The 17,664-nt window shown below is 64.7% G+C and carries 15 protein-coding genes; 11 read left to right on the plus strand and 4 right to left on the minus strand.

Features of this window, described 5'->3' with window-relative positions:
- The first annotated feature begins 148 nt into the window (after window positions 1-148).
- The 3 genes from acnA (at window position 149) to J6500_RS16740 (ending at window position 4,887) form a co-directional block, all read left to right on the plus strand.
- Window positions 149-2,869, plus strand: coding sequence for an aconitate hydratase AcnA (gene acnA / locus J6500_RS16730; protein WP_225713794.1), 2,721 nt, complete (start codon window positions 149-151; stop codon window positions 2,867-2,869).
- A 200-nt stretch (window positions 2,870-3,069) separates the two neighbouring features.
- Window positions 3,070-3,831, plus strand: a complete 762-nt coding sequence (locus tag J6500_RS16735) for a DUF1223 domain-containing protein (protein ID WP_225713795.1) — start codon at window positions 3,070-3,072, stop codon at window positions 3,829-3,831.
- 684 nt (window positions 3,832-4,515) lie between these two features.
- Window positions 4,516-4,887, plus strand: a complete 372-nt coding sequence (locus J6500_RS16740) for a DUF2794 domain-containing protein (RefSeq protein ID WP_225713796.1) — start codon at window positions 4,516-4,518, stop codon at window positions 4,885-4,887.
- A 110-nt stretch (window positions 4,888-4,997) separates the two neighbouring features.
- Here J6500_RS16740 and J6500_RS16745 read toward each other — a convergent pair whose 3' ends face one another.
- The 4 genes from J6500_RS16745 to J6500_RS16760 all read right to left on the minus strand — a co-directional run bounded on the left by J6500_RS16745 (window position 4,998) and on the right by J6500_RS16760 (window position 9,922).
- Window positions 4,998-5,528, minus strand: coding sequence for a GNAT family N-acetyltransferase (locus tag J6500_RS16745; RefSeq protein WP_225713797.1), 531 nt, complete (start codon window positions 5,526-5,528; stop codon window positions 4,998-5,000).
- A gap of 84 nt (window positions 5,529-5,612) precedes the next feature.
- Window positions 5,613-6,401, minus strand: a complete 789-nt coding sequence (locus J6500_RS16750) for a Bax inhibitor-1/YccA family protein (RefSeq protein WP_225713798.1) — start codon at window positions 6,399-6,401, stop codon at window positions 5,613-5,615.
- Between the two features lie 234 nt (window positions 6,402-6,635).
- Window positions 6,636-9,206: an ABC transporter permease gene (locus J6500_RS16755; RefSeq protein ID WP_225713799.1), complete on the minus strand. Its 2,571-nt coding sequence runs from the start codon at window positions 9,204-9,206 to the stop codon at window positions 6,636-6,638.
- Window positions 9,203-9,922, minus strand: a complete 720-nt coding sequence (locus J6500_RS16760; RefSeq protein ID WP_225713800.1) for an ABC transporter ATP-binding protein — start codon at window positions 9,920-9,922, stop codon at window positions 9,203-9,205. Before J6500_RS16760 ends, J6500_RS16755 begins: the two co-directional genes overlap by 4 nt.
- 55 nt (window positions 9,923-9,977) lie before the next feature.
- Between J6500_RS16760 and J6500_RS16765 the strand changes: the two genes are divergently transcribed.
- The 8 genes from J6500_RS16765 to J6500_RS16800 all read left to right on the plus strand — a co-directional run.
- Window positions 9,978-10,613 carry an arylesterase gene (locus tag J6500_RS16765; protein WP_225713815.1) on the plus strand — a complete coding sequence of 212 codons (636 nt, stop codon included), beginning with the start codon at window positions 9,978-9,980 and terminating at the stop codon, window positions 10,611-10,613.
- 171 nt (window positions 10,614-10,784) lie between these two features.
- Window positions 10,785-11,321 carry an RNA 2',3'-cyclic phosphodiesterase gene (gene thpR / locus J6500_RS16770; protein WP_225713801.1) on the plus strand — a complete coding sequence of 179 codons (537 nt, stop codon included), beginning with the start codon at window positions 10,785-10,787 and terminating at the stop codon, window positions 11,319-11,321.
- A 170-nt stretch (window positions 11,322-11,491) separates the two neighbouring features.
- A complete protein-coding gene (gene zapE / locus J6500_RS16775; protein ID WP_225713802.1) occupies window positions 11,492-12,679 on the plus strand; it encodes a cell division protein ZapE in 1,188 nt (395 codons plus the stop codon).
- A gap of 211 nt (window positions 12,680-12,890) precedes the next feature.
- A complete protein-coding gene (mdh, locus tag J6500_RS16780; protein WP_225713803.1) occupies window positions 12,891-13,859 on the plus strand; it encodes a malate dehydrogenase in 969 nt (322 codons plus the stop codon).
- A gap of 161 nt (window positions 13,860-14,020) precedes the next feature.
- Entirely contained in the window at window positions 14,021-15,217 is a 1,197-nt protein-coding gene (gene sucC / locus J6500_RS16785) for an ADP-forming succinate--CoA ligase subunit beta (protein ID WP_225713804.1), read from the plus strand.
- A 2-nt stretch (window positions 15,218-15,219) separates the two neighbouring features.
- Window positions 15,220-15,696: a DUF1579 family protein gene (locus tag J6500_RS16790; RefSeq protein ID WP_225713805.1), complete on the plus strand. Its 477-nt coding sequence runs from the start codon at window positions 15,220-15,222 to the stop codon at window positions 15,694-15,696.
- Window positions 15,697-15,786: 90 nt separating this feature from the next.
- Entirely contained in the window at window positions 15,787-16,668 is an 882-nt protein-coding gene (gene sucD / locus J6500_RS16795; RefSeq protein WP_225713806.1) for a succinate--CoA ligase subunit alpha, read from the plus strand.
- Window positions 16,669-16,934: 266 nt separating this feature from the next.
- Window positions 16,935-17,664: 2-oxoglutarate dehydrogenase E1 subunit family protein (locus J6500_RS16800; RefSeq protein WP_446479909.1), on the plus strand; the 730-nt coding region annotated here is incomplete at its 3' end.

The raw sequence follows: 17,664 nt of genomic DNA on the forward strand, positions 1-17,664 counted from the left end.
GGCGCTTCTAGAAAGGTTCTATAAGCCCGGAACTTGATGCAGCACACAATCGGCGGCCGCAAGCCACCCAGGCTTGTCCATCTAGCCAGCGCGCCACCGGTGTTTAGCTACCCTTTCGGGGTATAAACTAAGAATTGGGATTCCTCGCATGACCTCGCTCGACAGCTTCAAATGCCGCAAGACCTTGAAGGTCGGTGGCAAATCCTACGTCTATTACAGCCTGCCGCAGGCAGAGAAGAACGGACTGAAGGGCATTTCGAAGCTGCCATATTCGATGAAGGTTCTGCTGGAGAACCTGCTGCGCAACGAAGACGGCCGCACCGTCAAGAAGGACGACATCGTCGCGGTGTCGAAGTGGCTGAAGAAGCGCCAGCTCGAGCATGAAATCGCCTTCCGCCCGGCCCGCGTGCTGATGCAGGACTTCACCGGCGTGCCGGCGGTGGTCGATCTCGCCGCGATGCGCAACGCGATGCAGAATCTCGGCGGTGATGCCGAGAAGATCAACCCGCTGGTGCCGGTCGATCTCGTCATCGACCACTCGGTCATCGTCAACTTCTTCGGTGACAACAAGGCGTTCGGCAAGAACGTGGTCGAGGAATACAAGCAGAACCAGGAGCGCTACGAGTTCCTGAAGTGGGGCCAGAAGGCGTTCTCGAACTTCTCGGTGGTGCCGCCCGGCACCGGCATCTGCCACCAGGTCAATCTCGAATATCTCGCGCAGACAGTGTGGACCAAGAAGGAGAAGATGACGGTCGGCCGGAAGACCGGCACCTTCGAGGTCGCCTATCCGGATTCGCTGGTCGGCACCGATTCGCACACCACCATGGTCAACGGCCTCGCCGTGCTCGGCTGGGGCGTCGGCGGCATCGAGGCGGAAGCCTGCATGCTCGGCCAGCCGCTGTCGATGCTGCTGCCGGAGGTCGTCGGCTTCAAGCTGAAGGGCCAGCTCAAGGAAGGCGTCACCGCGACCGACCTCGTGCTCACCGTCACCCAGATGCTGCGCAAGCTTGGCGTGGTCGGCAAGTTCGTCGAGTTCTTCGGCCCCGGCCTCGACTATCTCTCGGTCGCGGACAAGGCGACCATCGGCAACATGGCGCCCGAGTATGGCGCGACCTGCGGCTTCTTCCCGGTCGATGCCGCGACCATCGATTACCTGAAGACCTCGGGCCGCAAGGCCGATCGCGTCAAGCTGGTGCAGTCCTATGCCAAGGCGCAGGGCCTGTTCCGCACCGCGAAGTCGGCCGATCCGGTCTTCACCACCACGCTCACCCTCGACCTCGGCGACGTCGTGCCGTCGATGGCCGGTCCGAAGCGTCCCGAGGGCCGCATCGCGCTGCCGGCAGTGTCGACCGGTTTCGCCACCGCGCTGGCCAGCGAGTACAAGAAGCCCGACGGTGAAGGAAAGCGCTTCGCCGTCGAGGGCCGCGACTTCGATCTCGGCCATGGTGACGTCGTGATCGCCGCGATCACCTCCTGCACCAACACTTCGAATCCGAGCGTGCTGATCGGCGCCGGCCTCCTGGCCCGCAAGGCCGCGGCCAAGGGCCTGAAGGCAAAGCCGTGGGTGAAGACCTCGCTGGCGCCGGGCAGCCAGGTGGTGGCGGAGTATCTCGCCAATTCCGGCCTGCAGGCCGATCTCGACAAGGTCGGCTTCAACCTGGTCGGCTTCGGCTGCACCACCTGCATCGGCAATTCCGGCCCGCTGCCGGAGGAGATTTCGAAGTCGATCAACGAGAACGGCATCGTCGCCGCCGCCGTGCTGTCGGGCAACCGCAACTTCGAAGGCCGCGTCTCGCCGGACGTGCAGGCGAACTATCTCGCCTCGCCGCCGCTGGTGGTGGCGCACGCGATCGCCGGCACCGTGACCAAGGATCTTGCGGTCGAGCCGCTCGGCATCGGCAAGGACGGCAATCCGGTGTTCCTGAAGGACATCTGGCCGACCGCCAAGGAGATCAACGCCTTCATGAAGAAGTACGTCACCGCGACGATCTTCAAGAAGAAGTACGCCGACGTGTTCAAGGGCGACACCAACTGGCGCAAGATCAAGACCACGGAAAGCGAGACCTATCGCTGGAACATGAGCTCGACCTATGTGCAGAACCCGCCCTACTTCGAAGGCATGAAGAAGGAGCCGGAGCCGATCAAGGACGTGGTCGACGCGCGGATCCTTGCGATGTTCGGCGACAAGATCACCACCGACCACATCTCGCCGGCGGGTTCGATCAAGCTGACCTCGCCCGCCGGCAAGTTCCTGAGCGAGCATCAGGTGCGTCCCGCCGACTTCAACCAGTACGGCACCCGCCGCGGCAACCATGAAGTGATGATGCGCGGCACCTTCGCCAACATCCGCATCAAGAACTTCATGCTGAAGGGCGCCGACGGCAATATTCCGGAAGGCGGATTGACCAAGCACTGGCCCGACGGCGAGCAGATGTCGATCTACGACGCCGCCATGAAGTATCAGGCGGAAGGCGTGCCGCTGGTGGTGTTTGCCGGCGCCGAATACGGCAACGGCTCGTCGCGCGACTGGGCGGCGAAGGGCACCCGCCTGCTCGGCGTGCGCGCGGTGATCTGCCAGAGCTTCGAGCGCATCCATCGCTCCAACCTGGTCGGCATGGGTGTGCTTCCGCTCACCTTCCAGGACGGCACCTCGTGGTCGTCGCTAGGCCTGAAGGGCGACGAGAAAGTCACGATTCGCGGATTGCAGGGCGATCTGAAGCCGCGCCAGATGCTGACGGCCGAGATCGTCTCCAGCGACGGGGGCAAGAAGGACGTCCCGCTGCTCTGCCGCATCGATACGCTCGACGAGCTCGACTACTATCGCAACGGCGGCATCCTGCATTACGTGCTGCGGAAGCTCGCGGCCTGAGGCCGGTGTCGGCGCATGATCTCCGGGTCATGCGCCAACGCGGATTTGTGATCAGGGCCTCACCGGTTAGTGAGTAGCGACCAAAAAGAAGGCGGCCTATGACAAGGGCCGCTTTCTCGCGTTTTGGGGCACGCAGTTAAGGGACACAACTTCATGCTCCGTACAAATACGGATGGAAATCATCACGACTGGTTCGCAGTATGACAGCGATGATGGCCTATAATTGTATCTCGCGGTGGTCCAGCGCCCTTGGTATCTGCGCAATCGTCGCGATCATCCGCCCCGCTCACGCCGATCCGCGTGCTGTCGTCGAACTCTTCACCTCGCAGGGATGCTCGTCCTGTCCGCCCGCGGACAAGATCATTGGCGAGCTTGCGAAGGACCCCAATGTCATCGCGCTGAGCATGCCGATCGACTATTGGGACTATCTCGGCTGGAAGGACACGCTGGCCGATTCCCGTTTCAGCGCCCGTCAGAAAGCCTATTCGCACATGCGCGGCGATCGCGACGTCTATACGCCGCAGGCGGTGATCAACGGCTCGGCGCATGTGATCGGCAGCGATCGCGGCAGCATCGAGAGCGCGATCAAGGACACCGATAAGAGCACTGGCGTGATGTCGGTACCGGTGACGTTGACGCTGACCGGCAAGCAGATCAATGTTTCGGTGGCGGCGGCCAAGGCGCCGAGCGCGGCGCGTGGCGAAGTCTGGATCTGCTCGATCTCGAAGGCGGTGCCGATCCAGATCCAGCGCGGCGAGAATCGCGGCCGCGAGATCACCTACCACAATGTGGTGCGCAACCTCCTGAAGGTCGGTGACTGGAACGGTTCGTCCGGAAGCTGGACCGTGCCGCTGGAGAACATCTCGCGCGAGGGCGTCGATGCCGCGGCGGTGTATGTCCAGGACGGCAACCGCGACAAGCCGGGCCCGATGCTCGGCGCGGCGTTCACGTCGCTGCACTAGCAGTTGCTTTGAATCGGCACGCCGCGATCTCGGTTCACCTCTCCCCGCTGGGGAGAGGTCGGCGCGTAGCGCCGGGTGAGGGCTCCTGCTCTCTCGATAGACCGTAACCCCTCACCCGATTTGCTGCGCCCAAGGGAGAGGTGCACCGAACCCACGCTCGATCGCCGGGTGGCAAGTGCCGTGCTTGATCGACCGCGGAGTCCTGCCGCGAGTCGCGATCGCGTCATCTGTAACGAGAAAGTTTGGCTTGTGCGGGCGCATCGGTCGCGCGCCGTCGGGGAACGATGGTCCCGAAAACAAAAAGGACCAACTTTCGTTGGCCCAGTGTGGGGGATCTTGTCCCCTTGCGTACAGACCCGATCCCGACGGCCCCGGGGGGCTGGGGGCTGAGGAATCCGGAACCGAAAGGACCGGGTCAACGCAGGGTTTTCTTTTCGCAGGGCAGCGGGGCGGGCGGTGGGCGGAAGTGGGGCAGCAATAAGATTCTTGCTAACGTTCCCGTGACCCCTTCAGGGATCAGCGCTTTTCGAGACGATCGGTGCGCCCGGCCGGGTCGACGCGTGGTCGCGTTGCCAATGGCCCCCTTGCGGCTCCCCGCGCTTAGCGCGATCATGTCACTCTCGTGACGATCCCGAAACGGGGACTGCGGGTGAAGATCGTCAGCGGGATGATAGGAGGCGCTCGATGAGTTTGATCTCGGAGGACACTGATCCGAGCGGGAGCCGCGCGGTGGCGCGCCCCGCCACCGCGGCTCCCCAGGCCAACCGCGTGACGTTCAACCGGATTGAGCTCAACCGCATTCTCAATCTCTACGGCCGCATGGTCGCCGACGGCGAGTGGCGCGATTATGCGATCGACTTCTTGAAGGACCGCGCCGTGTTCTCGGTGTTCCGCCGCGCGTCCGAAATGCCGATCTACCGGATCGAGAAGGATCCGCGGCTCGCGCGCAAGCAGGGCATGTACAGCGTGATCTCGGCCACCGGCCTGATCCTGCGCCGCGGCCACGAGCTCGAGCGCGTGCTGCTCGTGATCGACCGCAAGCTGGCGCTGGTGTAGCCGCTTCACTGCTGCCGTAGCCCGGATGAGCGAAGCGACATCCGGGGGCAACTCCCTCCGTGTGGCGAGCACCCGGATGTCGCTTCGCTCATCCGGCCTACGCGTCCCCGCTAATCCGCCGGCACGGTCGTCTCGGCCTTACCGAGGGCGCGCTGCATCATCACGGTGTCGAGCCAGCGGCCGAACTTCAGGCCGACATTCGGATGCGTCCCGATCATGCCGAAGCCGCATCGGCGGTGCAGCCCGATCGAGCCGGCATTGGCGGAATCGCCGATCACCGCGATCATCTGCCGGAAGCCGCGCGCCTCGCATTCGGCGATCAGGCGCTGCAACAGCTTGAGGCCGATGCCGCGACGGTGCGCCGCCGGGTCCAGATAGACCGAGTTCTCGACCGTGAAGCGATAGGCCGGCCGCGGCCGGTAGGGGCCGGCATAGGCGTAACCGGCCACGCGACCATCAAGCACGGCGACGAGATAGGGGAAGCCACCATCCAGCAGCGCGTGGTAGCGGCGGGTCATCTCGGCGAGGTCCGGCGGCACCAGCTCGAAGGTCGCGGTGCCGAAGCGCACCGCCTGCGCGTAGATCGCCGTGATCGAGGCAAGGTCTGCCTCGGTGGTGGACCTGATTTCCGGATTGGACATGGCGCGACAGTATTTTTGCCCCGCCCAAAAGAAAAGCCCCGGCCCTGTGGCCGGGGCTTCGGATCGAATAGCTCGCCGGAGCGGTTAGTCGCGCTGGCCGAGCAGCTGCAGCAGCAGCGTGAACAGGTTGATGAAGTTCAGGTAGAGCGACAGCGCGCCAGTGATTGCCGCACGCTCCGCCATCGCGCCACCCTGCGAGGCGTAGCCGTAGATGTAGTCGTTCTTCAGCCGCTGGGTGTCCCAGGCGGTGAGGCCCGCGAACACCAGCACGCCGACCACCGACACGATGAACTGCAGCGCCGAACTCGCCAGGAACAGGTTGACCAGGCTCGCGATGATGATGCCGATCAGACCCATGAACAGGAACGAGCCCATGCCGCTCATGTCACGCTTGGTGGTGTAGCCGTACAGGCTGAGCGCACCGAACGTCGCCGCGGTGATGAAGAACACGCGCACGATCGAGGTGTGCGTGTACACCAGGAAGATCGACGACAGCGACAGGCCCATCAGCGCCGAGAACACCCAGAACAGCAGTTGGGCGGTCGCAGGCTGCAGGCGGTTGATGCCGGCCGAGATGACGAACACCATCACCAGAGGTGCGAGGATGAACAGCCACTTCAGCGGGCTGACGAACATCGCATAACCGAACTGCGTCAGCGGCACCTTGCCGAAGTGCGCAACGGCGCTGGACGGATCGGCGACGGCTGCCATGTAGACGCCGAGCGCGGCGAGGCCGGTGATGGCCAGGCCGATGCTCATGTAGTTGTAGATGCGCAGCATGTAGGCGCGCAGACCGGCGTCGACGGCTACAGCGTCAATGCGCCCGGCGGCCCGGCCGAAGGGAGAAGTATAGTTGCGGTCAAGGTCCGACATGGTCGAATTCCCGTGGTTGGTCCCGGTGTAGCGCAAGGGATTTGCGGCGCCGGTCGTAAATCTATCTCGGATGGCGTGATTTAAGGAAGATTAATTCCATGTCATCAAAGCGGCCATCCGACCCGTTTGACATGTGGGAAACTACCATATCCCGCGCAAGCTTCCACGCGCGGCTGAATGTCGCTCTAATCAAGGATTTATAGGGAAATGCGGCGCCAGCGCCGCTACAAATTGTCACAAATTCCGCAGCACCGAGGCAGGCTTCTGATTCAACGCGAGCAGTGTTCCCGCCAGCCCGAGGCCAACGGTGACGACGAGCGCCGCGACCACGACCAGCGCCGCGCTGCCGGCCTGCCAGACGAAGCTCAGCGTCATCAGCCGCGTGACGATCAGCCACGCGGCGATCGAGCCGGCGATCACCCCGAACACGGCAGTTGCAAGGCCGATCATCAGGTATTCCAGCGCGTAGGCGCCGAGCAGTCGCACCCGCGTGGCGCCCAGCGTCTTGAGAATGACGGCGTCGTAGACGCGGTGGCGGTGGCCGGCGGCAAGCGCGCCGCCCAGCACCAGGATCGCCGAGATCAGCGTCACGGCGCTGGCGCCGCGAATCGCCAGTACGAGATTGTTGACCACGCTGCCGACCGTTTCGAGCGCCTCGCGGACCCGCACGCTGGTCACCATCGGAAAGGCATCGGCGACCTGCTTGATGATGGTTGCATCGCTGGCCGCGTCGGGATGCGCTTCCGTCAGGGTCGCGACATGGCTGTGCGGCGCGCCCTTGAAGGCGTTCGGCGAGAACACCAGCACGAAGTTGATGCCGAGCCCCTGCCAGTCGATGTTGCGCAGATTGGCGATCTTGGCGCGGATGTCGCGGCCGAGCACGTTGACCACGATCTCGTCGCCGATCTTCAAGGAGAGTCCGTCGGCGATCTTCTTCTCCATCGAGACCAGCGGCGGCCCGCTGTAGTCCGGGCCCCACCATTCGCCCTCGACGATCTTGGAGCCCTTGGGAACCTCACCGGTGTAGGTCAGACCGCGGTCGCTCTGCAGCACCCATTCCGAATCGACCGTCGGCTTGAGCTGGTCGGCCTTCACGCCGCGGGCCGCGACGATCCGTCCGCGCAGCATCGGCACGTCCTCGACGGTCGAATGCGGGGAGATCTGCTTGAGATAGGCGCCGAACTGGTCGGCTTCGGTGGAGGGGATGTCGATGAAGAAGAACGACGGCGCGCGATCCGGCAGCGCCGCGAGGAATTGGCGGCGCAGATTGCCGTCGATCTGGGTGATGGTGACGAGCACGGCGAGCCCGAGACCGAGCGACAGCACGGCCGACGGCGTCAGCGCGCCGGGCCGGTGGATATTGGCGATCGCGAGCCGCAGCATGGTCATGCGGCTGCGCGGCAGCCGCCGCGCCACCGCCATCAGGATCTCGGCGACGCCGCGCAGCAGCAGGAACACGGCGATCGAAGACACCACGAAGACGGAGGCGACCCGCTTGTCGTAAGCGAGCCCGATCGCGACCGCGATCAAAAGCGCGATCACCACGCCCATCAGCGCCAGATAGCTCCAGCGCGGGCGGTGCCACTCGCTGTTCACGGTCTCGCGGAACAGCGCCGCCACGGGCACGTCGTGCACGCGGCCGAGCGGCCACAGCCCGAAGGCGAGGGCCGTGAGCTGGCCGTAGATGAAGGAGAACGCGAGCTCGGCCGGATGCAGCGCCGGCACCACCGGCAGCGGCAGCAGCTTGCCGAACAGGCCGACGATCGCGAACGGCAGCGCGGCTCCGAGCACAAGGCCGATCACCGAGCCGATGCCGGCCAGCACCACCACCTGCGTGAGATAGATCGTGAAGACGTCGCGGCCGGTGGCGCCGAGCGCCTTGAACGCGGCGATGACGTCGCGGCGGCGGTCGATGTGGCTCTTCACTGCGTTGGCGACGCCGACTCCGCCGACCAGCAATGCGGCGAGGCCGACCAAGGTCAGGAACTGGGTGAAGCGGTTGATGCTGCGTTCGAGCTGCGGCGAGGCGTTGCTGCGGCTGCGGACCTCCCAGCCCGCCTCTGGCGCCGCGGCGCGCGCGCCGTCGATCAGCGTGGTGGTGGCGCGGTCGTCATTGGCGCCGTCGGGCAGCTTCACCCGGTAGATCCAGCGCACCAGGCTGCCCGGTTGCAGCAGGTCGGTGGCGCGCAGGCTCACTTCGCTGACCAGAAAGCGCGGGCCGAGGCCGACGCCGCCGGCGAGCTTGTCCGGTTCGGCCACCACGACGCTGCGGATCTGGTAGGTCGCGCTGCCCAGGGTGACGCGGTCGCCGAGCTTCAGATCGAGCCGCGCCAGCAGGGTTGAATCGGCCGCCGCGCCAAACGCGCCGTCGCGCTCGGCCAGGAGATCGGCGAGCGGCATGTTGGGCTCGAGCGTCAGCTCGCCGAGCATCGGATATTTGTTGTCGACGGCCTTGAGCTCGACCAGCGCAAGCCTGGCGTCGCTGCTGCGGACCATCGCACGGAGAGTGGTCGCGACCGAAACCTCGCCGCGCGTGCGCAGGAACGCGACCTCCTCAGGCTTCGCCTCGCGCGAGATCAGCGAGAAAGCGACGTCGCCGCCGAGCAGCGTGCGACCCTCGCGCGACAGCCCGTCGCCGAGGCTCGCGGCGACCGAGCCGACGCCGGCGATCGCCATCACGCCGAGCGCGATGCAGGCGATGAAGACGTAGAAGCCGCGCAGGCCGCTGCGCAACTCGCGCAGCGCGTAGCGGAAGGCAAGCGACGACGCGCGGCTCTGCACCGCGACTTCGGACGCGATGCTCATGTCGCGGGCGGGCTGTCGATGCGGCCGGAGCGCAGCCGCACCACGCGGTCGCAGCGCTGCGCGAGCGCGATGTCGTGGGTCACCAGCACCAGCGTCATGCCGCGCTCGGCGTGCTTGGTGAACAAAAGATCGACGATCTGCTTGCCTGTGGTCTCGTCGAGATTTCCGGTCGGTTCGTCGGCAACTAGGATCGCGGGATCGGGCGCGAGCGCGCGCGCGATCGCAACACGCTGCTGCTCGCCGCCGGACAGTTGCGTCGGATAGTGATGCAGCCGCTCGCCGAGACCGACCGATTGCAACTCCTGCGCGGCGCGCGCCGCCGCATCGGCATTGCCGGCGAGCTCGAGCGGTACCGCGACATTCTCCAGTGCCGTCATGGTCGGGATCAGATGGAACGACTGGAAGACGATGCCGACCTGGCGGCCGCGGAAGCGCGCCAGCGCATCTTCGTCGAGGGCATTGAATGCGGTGCCGCCCACGACCACTTCTCCACTGTCAGGACGTTCCAGCCCCGCCATCACCATCAGCAGGGTCGATTTGCCCGAGCCCGACGGGCCGATCAGGCCGATGGCTTCACCCGCTGCCACACGAAGGCTGATATCTTTGAGGATATGAACCCGTGCCGCACCGCTGCCGAGCGAGAGGTTGACGTTCCTGACCGAGATGGTGTCCGGCTCGACGTCGTTCAGTGAAGAGGATTCGATGAGACTGTCCATGGTTCGGTCATATGGCACTTCCGCGGCGGCGGTCGAGGGCCGGTTGCGAATCTTCGTGCACATACTCGTGTTGCTTATGGGCTTGATGACGGCCGCAAATGCGCAGACCGTGGACCAGGCGAAGCCTATCAAAATGGTGGTGCTGGGCGACTCCTTGAGTGCGGGCTATGGTCTGTCGGCCGGCGCCGCGTTTCCGGTTCGCCTTCAAAAAGCCTTGGAAGTCAAGGGGATAAAGGTCGACATGATCAATGCCGGGGTGTCCGGCGATACCACCTCGGGGGGCCGCGAGCGGCTCGACTGGTCGGTGCCCGACGGAACCGATGCCGTGATCGTCGAGCTCGGCGCCAATGATGCGTTGCGCGGCGTCGATCCCGCGGTGACGCGCGCCGCGCTGTCCGACATCATCACAAAGTTGAAGGCGCGCAGGATCGCCGTGCTCCTGTGCGGCATGCTCGCGCCGCCGAATTACGGCAGCGAGTATGCGGCGAAGTTCAACGCGATCTATCCTGATCTTTCGAAATCCCTCGGCGTGCCGCTGTATCCGTTCTTTCTCGATGGCGTTGCGGCCGAGGCCAAGCTCAACCAGGCCGACGGCATGCATCCGACCGCCGCCGGTGTGGATATCGTCGTGAAGAACATCCTGCCCACCGTGGAGGCATTTCTCGGCACGTTATCGGCGCAACGCAGTTGAAATGCAGGCGGCGCGCCGCGCTGTCCTCCGTCGGTTTACGACCTGTTAACGCCTTATGCTTCGCAGAGTCATATATCTCGGGTACAAAAGAGACGTCGGTGATTCGTCACCGGGGTTTGTTAGACGGCACGGGCTCCCAAAACCCGCGCCACTGCATCGAGGATTATAGCGATGCCGCGTCTGTTCACTGGACTGGAAGTGCCGGCCGATATCGGCCAAACCCTCTCCAGCTTGCGTGGCGGCCTTCCCGGCGCACGCTGGATCGATCCCGAAAATTATCACGTCACCTTGCGCTTCATCGGCGATATCGATGGCCTCTGGGCCAACGAGATCGCATCGATGCTATTTCGGGTGAACCGCAAACCGTTCGAGGTCAAGCTGAAGGGCCTCTCAAGCTTCGGCGGACGCAAGCCGCGCGCGGTTGTTGCCTCCGTCGAACCGAGCCGGCCGCTGATCGAGTTGCAAGCCGAGCTCGAGCGGATGATGCAGCGGATGGGGCTCGATCCGGAAGGGCGAAAGTTTACGCCACATGTCACGCTCGCGCGTCTGCATGACGCATCGAGCCAGGACGTCGCGGATTATCTGTCCGTGCGCGGCTACTTCCCGAGCCGCAGCTTCATGGCGGACCGCTTCGTGCTGTTCTCGTCGCGCGCGTCGACCGGCGGCGGGCCCTACGTTGTCGAGGATTCCTACGCGCTCTGCGCGTAATCCGGGCGAGAGAGAGCCTCCACGGGGGCGCCTCTCACCGCCGACGCGCAGGCAGCCCTCACCCCAAACCCTCTCCCCGCAAGAGCGGGGCGAGGGAGAGGAAAGTGCATACCCATCGCCAAAATTCACGGCTTGCAATTTGCCGCGCAGTAGGGCCGTAAGGTGGGCTCATGCTGTCCACCTCGCCCAGTTCCTTTCTCGGTCACTACAGGGCCCTGGTCGCCTCCGGCGCGATCGAGGCCGATCCGGCGCAGGCGCGCGCCGCCGAAGCGTTCGGCGCGCTCGATGAGCGGCTCGCCAGCTACAAGCCGCAGCGCAAGCAGAGCCTGTTCGGCCGTCTGTTCGGCGGTGACAAGGACGACGGACCGCCGCGCGGGCTCTACGTCCATGGCGAGGTCGGCCGCGGCAAGACCATGCTGATGGATCTGTTCTTCCAGCAGAGCCAGGTCGAGCACAAGCGCCGCGCGCATTTCCATGAGTTCATGGCCGAGGCCCATGAGCGCATCTACGGCTACCGCCAGCAGATCGCGCGCGGCGAGATCGCCGACGGCGACGTGATCGCGCTCACCGCGCAGGCGATCTTCGACGAGGCCTGGCTGCTCTGCTTCGACGAATTCCACGTCACCGACATCGCGGACGCGATGATCCTCGGGCGTCTGTTCGCAAGACTGTTCGAACTCGGCACGGTGGTGGTCGCGACGTCGAACGTGGCGCCCGACGATCTCTACAAGGGCGGTCTCAACCGCGCGCTGTTCCTGCCGTTCATCGCGCAGATCACCGATCACATGGACGTGCTGCGGCTCGATGCGCGCACCGACTTCCGGCTGGAGAAACTGTTCGGCGTCAAGATGTGGCTGGTGCCTGACGATGCCGCCGCCGCCGCCGAGCTCGATGCGGCCTGGCGTAAGATGACCGGCAACGCGCCGTGCAAGCCGCGCGACATTACGATCAAGGGGCGCGTGCTGCACGTGCCGTGCGCATCGCACGGCGTCGCGCGCTTCGGCTTCGCCGATCTTTGCGAGAAGCCGCTTGCCGCGTCCGACTATCTCAGGCTCGCGCATGACTACCATACGATCCTGATCGACCACATTCCGGTGATGGACTACGCCGAGCGCAACGCCGCCAAGCGCTTCATCTCGCTGATCGACACGCTCTATGACAATGCCGTGAAGCTGATGGCGTCGGCCGCGGCCGATCCGGTGTCGCTGTACCTTGCCGACGAAGGCGTCGAGGCGATGGAGTTCAAGCGCACCGCCTCGCGCCTGATCGAGATGAGCTCGGAATCCTATCTGGCGCTGCCCCACGGCCGGAAGGATTCATCGGCCAGCGGCGCCTCGACCGGCCTGGTGGAGACGTAAGGCGCCACCTCCGCGTTCGATGCCGCCGGCCCGGAATGACAGGATCGCTGGCATGCCTGATCGAATTCGAGGCAGGCCGCCGATCCGGCAGGTCCGCGACTTGCAGGCCGCGACTTGCAGGCCGCGACTTGAATGGATCATTCGAAAGGGATAACCACCCTTGCAAACCGACTTCCCTCCCTCCTGCAGCAGTTCAAAGGACTGATTTCCCATGGCACGCGACAAGATTGCACTGATTGGCTCCGGACAGATCGGCGGAACGCTGGCGCACCTCGTCGGCCTCAAGGAACTGGGAGACGTCGTGCTGTTCGACATTGCCGAGGGCGTGCCGCAGGGCAAGGCGCTGGACGTCGCGCAGTCCTCGCCGGTCGACGGCTTCGATTCCAACCTGGTCGGCGCCAATTCCTATGACGCGCTCGACGGCGCCAAGGTCTGCATCGTCACCGCGGGCGTGCCGCGCAAGCCCGGCATGAGCCGTGACGATCTGCTCTCCATCAACCTCAAGGTCATGGAGCAGGTCGGCGCCGGCATCAAGAAGTACGCGCCCGACGCCTTCGTCATCTGCATCACCAACCCGCTGGACGCGATGGTGTGGGCGCTGCAGAAGGCCTCGGGCCTGCCGAGCAAGAAGGTGGTCGGCATGGCCGGCGTGCTCGACTCGGCGCGCTTCCGCTATTTCCTGGCCGACGAATTCAACGTCTCGGTCGAGGACGTCACCGCCTTCGTGCTCGGCGGCCACGGCGACACCATGGTGCCGCTGACCCGCTACTCCACCGTCGCCGGCATTCCGCTGCCCGACCTCGTCAAGATGGGCTGGACCTCGCAGGCCCGCATCGACGAGATCGTCGACCGCACCCGCAACGGCGGCGCCGAGATCGTCAACCTGCTCAAGACCGGCTCGGCGTTCTACGCGCCGGCCGCGTCCGCGATCGCGATGGCCGAGAGCTACCTGAAGGACAAGAAGCGCGTGCTGCCCTGCGCCGCTTATCTCAATGGCGAATACGGCGTGAAGGACATGTATGTCGGCGTGCCGGTCGTGATCGGCTCCAAGGGCGTCGAGCGCGTGGTCGAGATCGAGCTCGCCGGCAAGGACCGCGAAGCGTTCGACAAGTCGGTCGGCGCCGTGCAGGGCCTGGTCGACGCCTGCAAGAAGATCGCCCCCGATCTGCTCGGCAAGTAATCCGGTCTGGCAATGACCCGATAGGCGATTACGATCGTCTGTCGGGTGCAAGATGATGAAATTCTGGCGGATTTTGTAGTTGCGCGAGCTTTGGTATATGGTATGCCAGTCGCAAGGCTGACGTTGAAGTTCGCCGTACGAGGGTTCGGGAGCGTCTTTCCATGAATATCCATGAATACCAGGCCAAGGCTCTGCTGCATGAATTCGGCGTACCGATCTCGCGCGGCGTGGCGCTGCTGAAGGCTGAGGAGGCCGAGGCGGCCGCCAAGCAGCTTCCCGGCCCGATCTGGGTGGTGAAGAGCCAGATCCATGCCGGCGGCCGCGGCAAGGGCAAGTTCAAGGAAGCCTCCGCCGGCGACAAGGGCGGCGTCCGCATCGCCAAGTCGGTCGGCGAGGTCGGCGAGTACGCCAAGCAGATGCTCGGCGCGACGCTGGTCACGATCCAGACCGGGCCGCACGGCAAGCAGGTCAACCGCCTCTATGTCGAGGAAGGCTCCGACATCGACAAGGAGTTCTATCTCTCGATCCTGGTCGATCGCGAGACCAGCGAAATCTCCTTCGTCGTCTCGACCGAAGGCGGCGTGAACATCGAGGACGTCGCGCACAACACGCCCGAGAAGATCGTCACCTTCTCGGTCGATCCCGCCACCGGCATCATGGCGCATCACGGCCGCACCGTCGCCAAGGCGCTGAAGCTCACCGGCGATCTCGCCAAGCAGGCCGAGAAGCTGACCGGACAGCTCTATGCCGCCTTCGTCGCCAAGGACATGGCGATGCTCGAAATCAATCCGCTGGTCGTCACCAAGCAGGGCCAGCTCCGCGTGCTCGACGCCAAGGTGTCGTTCGACAGCAACGCGCTGTACCGCCATCCCGACGTGATGGCGCTGCGTGACGAGACCGAGGAGGACGCCAAGGAGATCGAGGCGTCGAAGTTCGACCTCAACTACGTCGCGCTCGACGGCAATATCGGCTGCATGGTCAACGGCGCCGGCCTTGCCATGGCGACCATGGACATCATCAAGCTCTACGGCATGTCGCCGGCCAACTTCCTTGACGTCGGCGGCGGCGCCAGCGTGGAGAAGGTCGCGGCCGCCTTCAAGATCATTACCGCCGACCCGAACGTGAAGGGCATCCTGGTCAACATCTTCGGCGGCATCATGAAGTGCGACGTGATCGCCGAGGGCGTTGTCGCCGCGGTGAAGCAGGTCGGCCTCAAGGTGCCGCTGGTGGTGCGCCTCGAAGGCACCAATGTCGATGCGGGCAAGAGGATCATCCGCGAAAGCGGCCTCAACGTCGTCCCCGCCGACGATCTCGATGATGCAGCCCAGAAGATCGTGAACGCCGTCAAGGGAGGCTAACGATGGCCGATCATCTCGACGCACCGGCGCCGCTGGAGGAGCACCGCAAGCTCGCGGTGTTCGAAGGCGAGTGGAGCGGCGAAGAGATGGTCTATCCCTCGCGCTGGACCGCGGGCGGTCCGGCAACCTCGCACGTCTCGGCGCGGATTGCGCTCAACGGTTTCTACCTGATCCAGGACAGCGTGCAGATGCGTGACGGCAAGCAGAGCTTCGCCACCCACGGCGTCTTCACCTACGACCGCGAGGATCGCACCTACAAGCTGTTCTGGCACGATTCGCTCGGCTACTACCCGCCGTCGCCGGCCTCCGGCGGCTGGGTCAACCAGTCGCTGATCCTGGTGCGCGGCTCGCTGCGCGGCAATGCCCGTCACGTCTACGAGGTCGTCGACGACAACACCTACAACATGAAGATCCAGTTCTCGCCTGACGCGGAAGGGTGGGCCGACGTGCTCACCGGCGTGTACCGGCGTATCCACTAGAGCACGATCCGGAAAAGCGGTCTTTCGCTCTTCCGAAAAGATCATGCTCGAACAACAGAGTCCCTTCGTCTCGCGAAAGCACCACGCACCATGTCCATCTTGATCGACAAGAACACCAAGGTCATCTGCCAGGGCTTCACCGGCAAGAACGGCACCTTCCACTCGGAAGCGGCGATCGCTTACGGCACCAAGATGGTCGGCGGCGTGGCGCCTGGCAAAGGCGGCTCGACGCATCTCAATCTGCCTGTGTTCGACACCGTCACCGAAGCGCGCGAGAAGACCGGCGCCGACGCCAGCGTCGTCTACGTGCCGCCGCCGGGCGCCGCGGATGCGATCTGCGAGGCGATCGACGCCGAGATCCCGCTGATCGTATGCATCACCGAGGGCATCCCGGTGCTCGACATGGTGCGCGTCAAGCGTTCGCTGTCGGGCTCGAAGTCGCGGCTGATCGGGCCGAACTGCCCGGGCGTGATGACGGCCGGCGAGTGCAAGATCGGCATCATGCCGGCCAACATCTTCAAGCCCGGCTCGGTCGGCATCGTCTCGCGTTCCGGCACGCTGACCTATGAGGCGGTGTTCCAGACCACCCAGGAAGGCCTCGGCCAGACCACCGCGGTCGGCATCGGCGGCGACCCGGTCAAGGGCACCGAATTCATCGACGTGCTCGAGATGTTCTTGGCCGACGAGAAGACCAAGTCGATCGTAATGATCGGCGAGATCGGCGGCTCGGCCGAGGAAGACGCCGCCCAGTTCCTCAAGGACGAGGCCAAGCGCGGCCGCAAGAAGCCGATGGTCGGCTTCATCGCAGGTGTCACCGCACCTCCCGGCCGACGCATGGGACATGCGGGTGCGATCATCTCCGGCGGCAAGGGCGATGCCGGCTCCAAGACGGCCGCGATGGAATCGGCCGGCATCAAGGTCTCGCCGTCGCCGGCGCGGCTCGGGCACACTCTGGCCGAGATGTTGAAGTAACCCTCCCGTCGAACGACGGTCAGGCCGCTCTTACGCTTTCTGCGCGCGCTTTCCGGCGGTTCATTACCTCGGAAGCGCGCGTTTTGCGTTCGGGCGGCGCGGATACGTCCGCTCAATATGTTTTGAAATCAAATTCATTTCTTAGTTCTTTTAGGCAGGATTATCCGACCTAGATAGGGTAAAGGGTATCTATCCAGCCGGCCCACTTTCCCAGACCGGCTTGCGCCGTCTTCCACGCGCCAACCAAAAATCACCAGGACTTCCGCATGTCTCGCCAAGATGCGAACGCCGCTTTTGCCCTCTCGTCCTTCCTCCAGGGCACCAATGCCGCCTACATCGATGACCTCTATGCCCGCTACGAGCAGGACCCGTCCTCCGTCGACGGCGAATGGCAGGAGTTCTTCAAGAGCCTGAAGGACGCTCCGGCCGACGTGCAGAAGAACGCCGAGGGCGCCTCCTGGGGCCGCGACAATTGGCCGGTGACGCCGCGGGACGAGCTGACCTCCGCGCTCGACGGCAACTGGGCCCAGGTCGAGAAGGCGGTCAGCACCAAGCTCGCCGCCAAGGCGCAGGCCAAGGGCGCCGAGCTCTCCGACGCCGAGGTCCATCAGGCCACCCGCGATTCGGTCCGCGCGCTGATGCTGATCCGCGCCTACCGGATGCGCGGCCATTTCCATGCCAAGCTCGATCCGCTCGGCATCGAGGCGCCACGTGACCGCGAGGAGCTCGATCCGCGTTCCTACGGCTTCACCGAGGCCGACTTCGACCGCAAGATCTTCCTCGATCACGTGCTCGGCCTCGAATACGGCACGCTGCGCGACATCGTGCAGATCTGCGAGCGCACCTACTGCCAGACCCTCGGCGTCGAATTCATGCACATCTCCAATGCCGCGCAGAAGGCGTGGATCCAGGAGCGCATCGAGGGGCCGGACAAGGAGATCAGCTTCACGCCCGAGGGACGCCGCGCGATCCTCAACAAGCTGATCGAGGCCGAAG

It is taken from the genome of Bradyrhizobium semiaridum (assembly GCF_020329505.1).
Taxonomy (GTDB): Bacteria; Pseudomonadota; Alphaproteobacteria; order Rhizobiales; family Xanthobacteraceae; genus Bradyrhizobium; species Bradyrhizobium semiaridum.

Excerpts from the sequence above, each read along its gene's own strand:
- acnA (WP_225713794.1), top strand. The coding sequence starts at position 149 with ATGACCTCGCTCGACAGCTTCAAATGCCGCAAGACCTTGAAGGTCGGT.
- J6500_RS16735 (WP_225713795.1), top strand. The coding sequence starts at position 3,070 with ATGACAGCGATGATGGCCTATAATTGTATCTCGCGGTGGTCCAGCGCC.
- J6500_RS16740 (WP_225713796.1), top strand. The coding sequence starts at position 4,516 with ATGAGTTTGATCTCGGAGGACACTGATCCGAGCGGGAGCCGCGCGGTG.
- J6500_RS16745 (WP_225713797.1), bottom strand. The coding sequence starts at position 5,528 with ATGTCCAATCCGGAAATCAGGTCCACCACCGAGGCAGACCTTGCCTCG.
- J6500_RS16750 (WP_225713798.1), bottom strand. The coding sequence starts at position 6,401 with ATGTCGGACCTTGACCGCAACTATACTTCTCCCTTCGGCCGGGCCGCC.
- J6500_RS16755 (WP_225713799.1), bottom strand. The coding sequence starts at position 9,206 with ATGAGCATCGCGTCCGAAGTCGCGGTGCAGAGCCGCGCGTCGTCGCTT.
- J6500_RS16760 (WP_225713800.1), bottom strand. The coding sequence starts at position 9,922 with ATGGACAGTCTCATCGAATCCTCTTCACTGAACGACGTCGAGCCGGAC.
- thpR (WP_225713801.1), top strand. The coding sequence starts at position 10,785 with ATGCCGCGTCTGTTCACTGGACTGGAAGTGCCGGCCGATATCGGCCAA.
- zapE (WP_225713802.1), top strand. The coding sequence starts at position 11,492 with ATGCTGTCCACCTCGCCCAGTTCCTTTCTCGGTCACTACAGGGCCCTG.
- mdh (WP_225713803.1), top strand. The coding sequence starts at position 12,891 with ATGGCACGCGACAAGATTGCACTGATTGGCTCCGGACAGATCGGCGGA.
- sucC (WP_225713804.1), top strand. The coding sequence starts at position 14,021 with ATGAATATCCATGAATACCAGGCCAAGGCTCTGCTGCATGAATTCGGC.
- J6500_RS16790 (WP_225713805.1), top strand. The coding sequence starts at position 15,220 with ATGGCCGATCATCTCGACGCACCGGCGCCGCTGGAGGAGCACCGCAAG.
- sucD (WP_225713806.1), top strand. The coding sequence starts at position 15,787 with ATGTCCATCTTGATCGACAAGAACACCAAGGTCATCTGCCAGGGCTTC.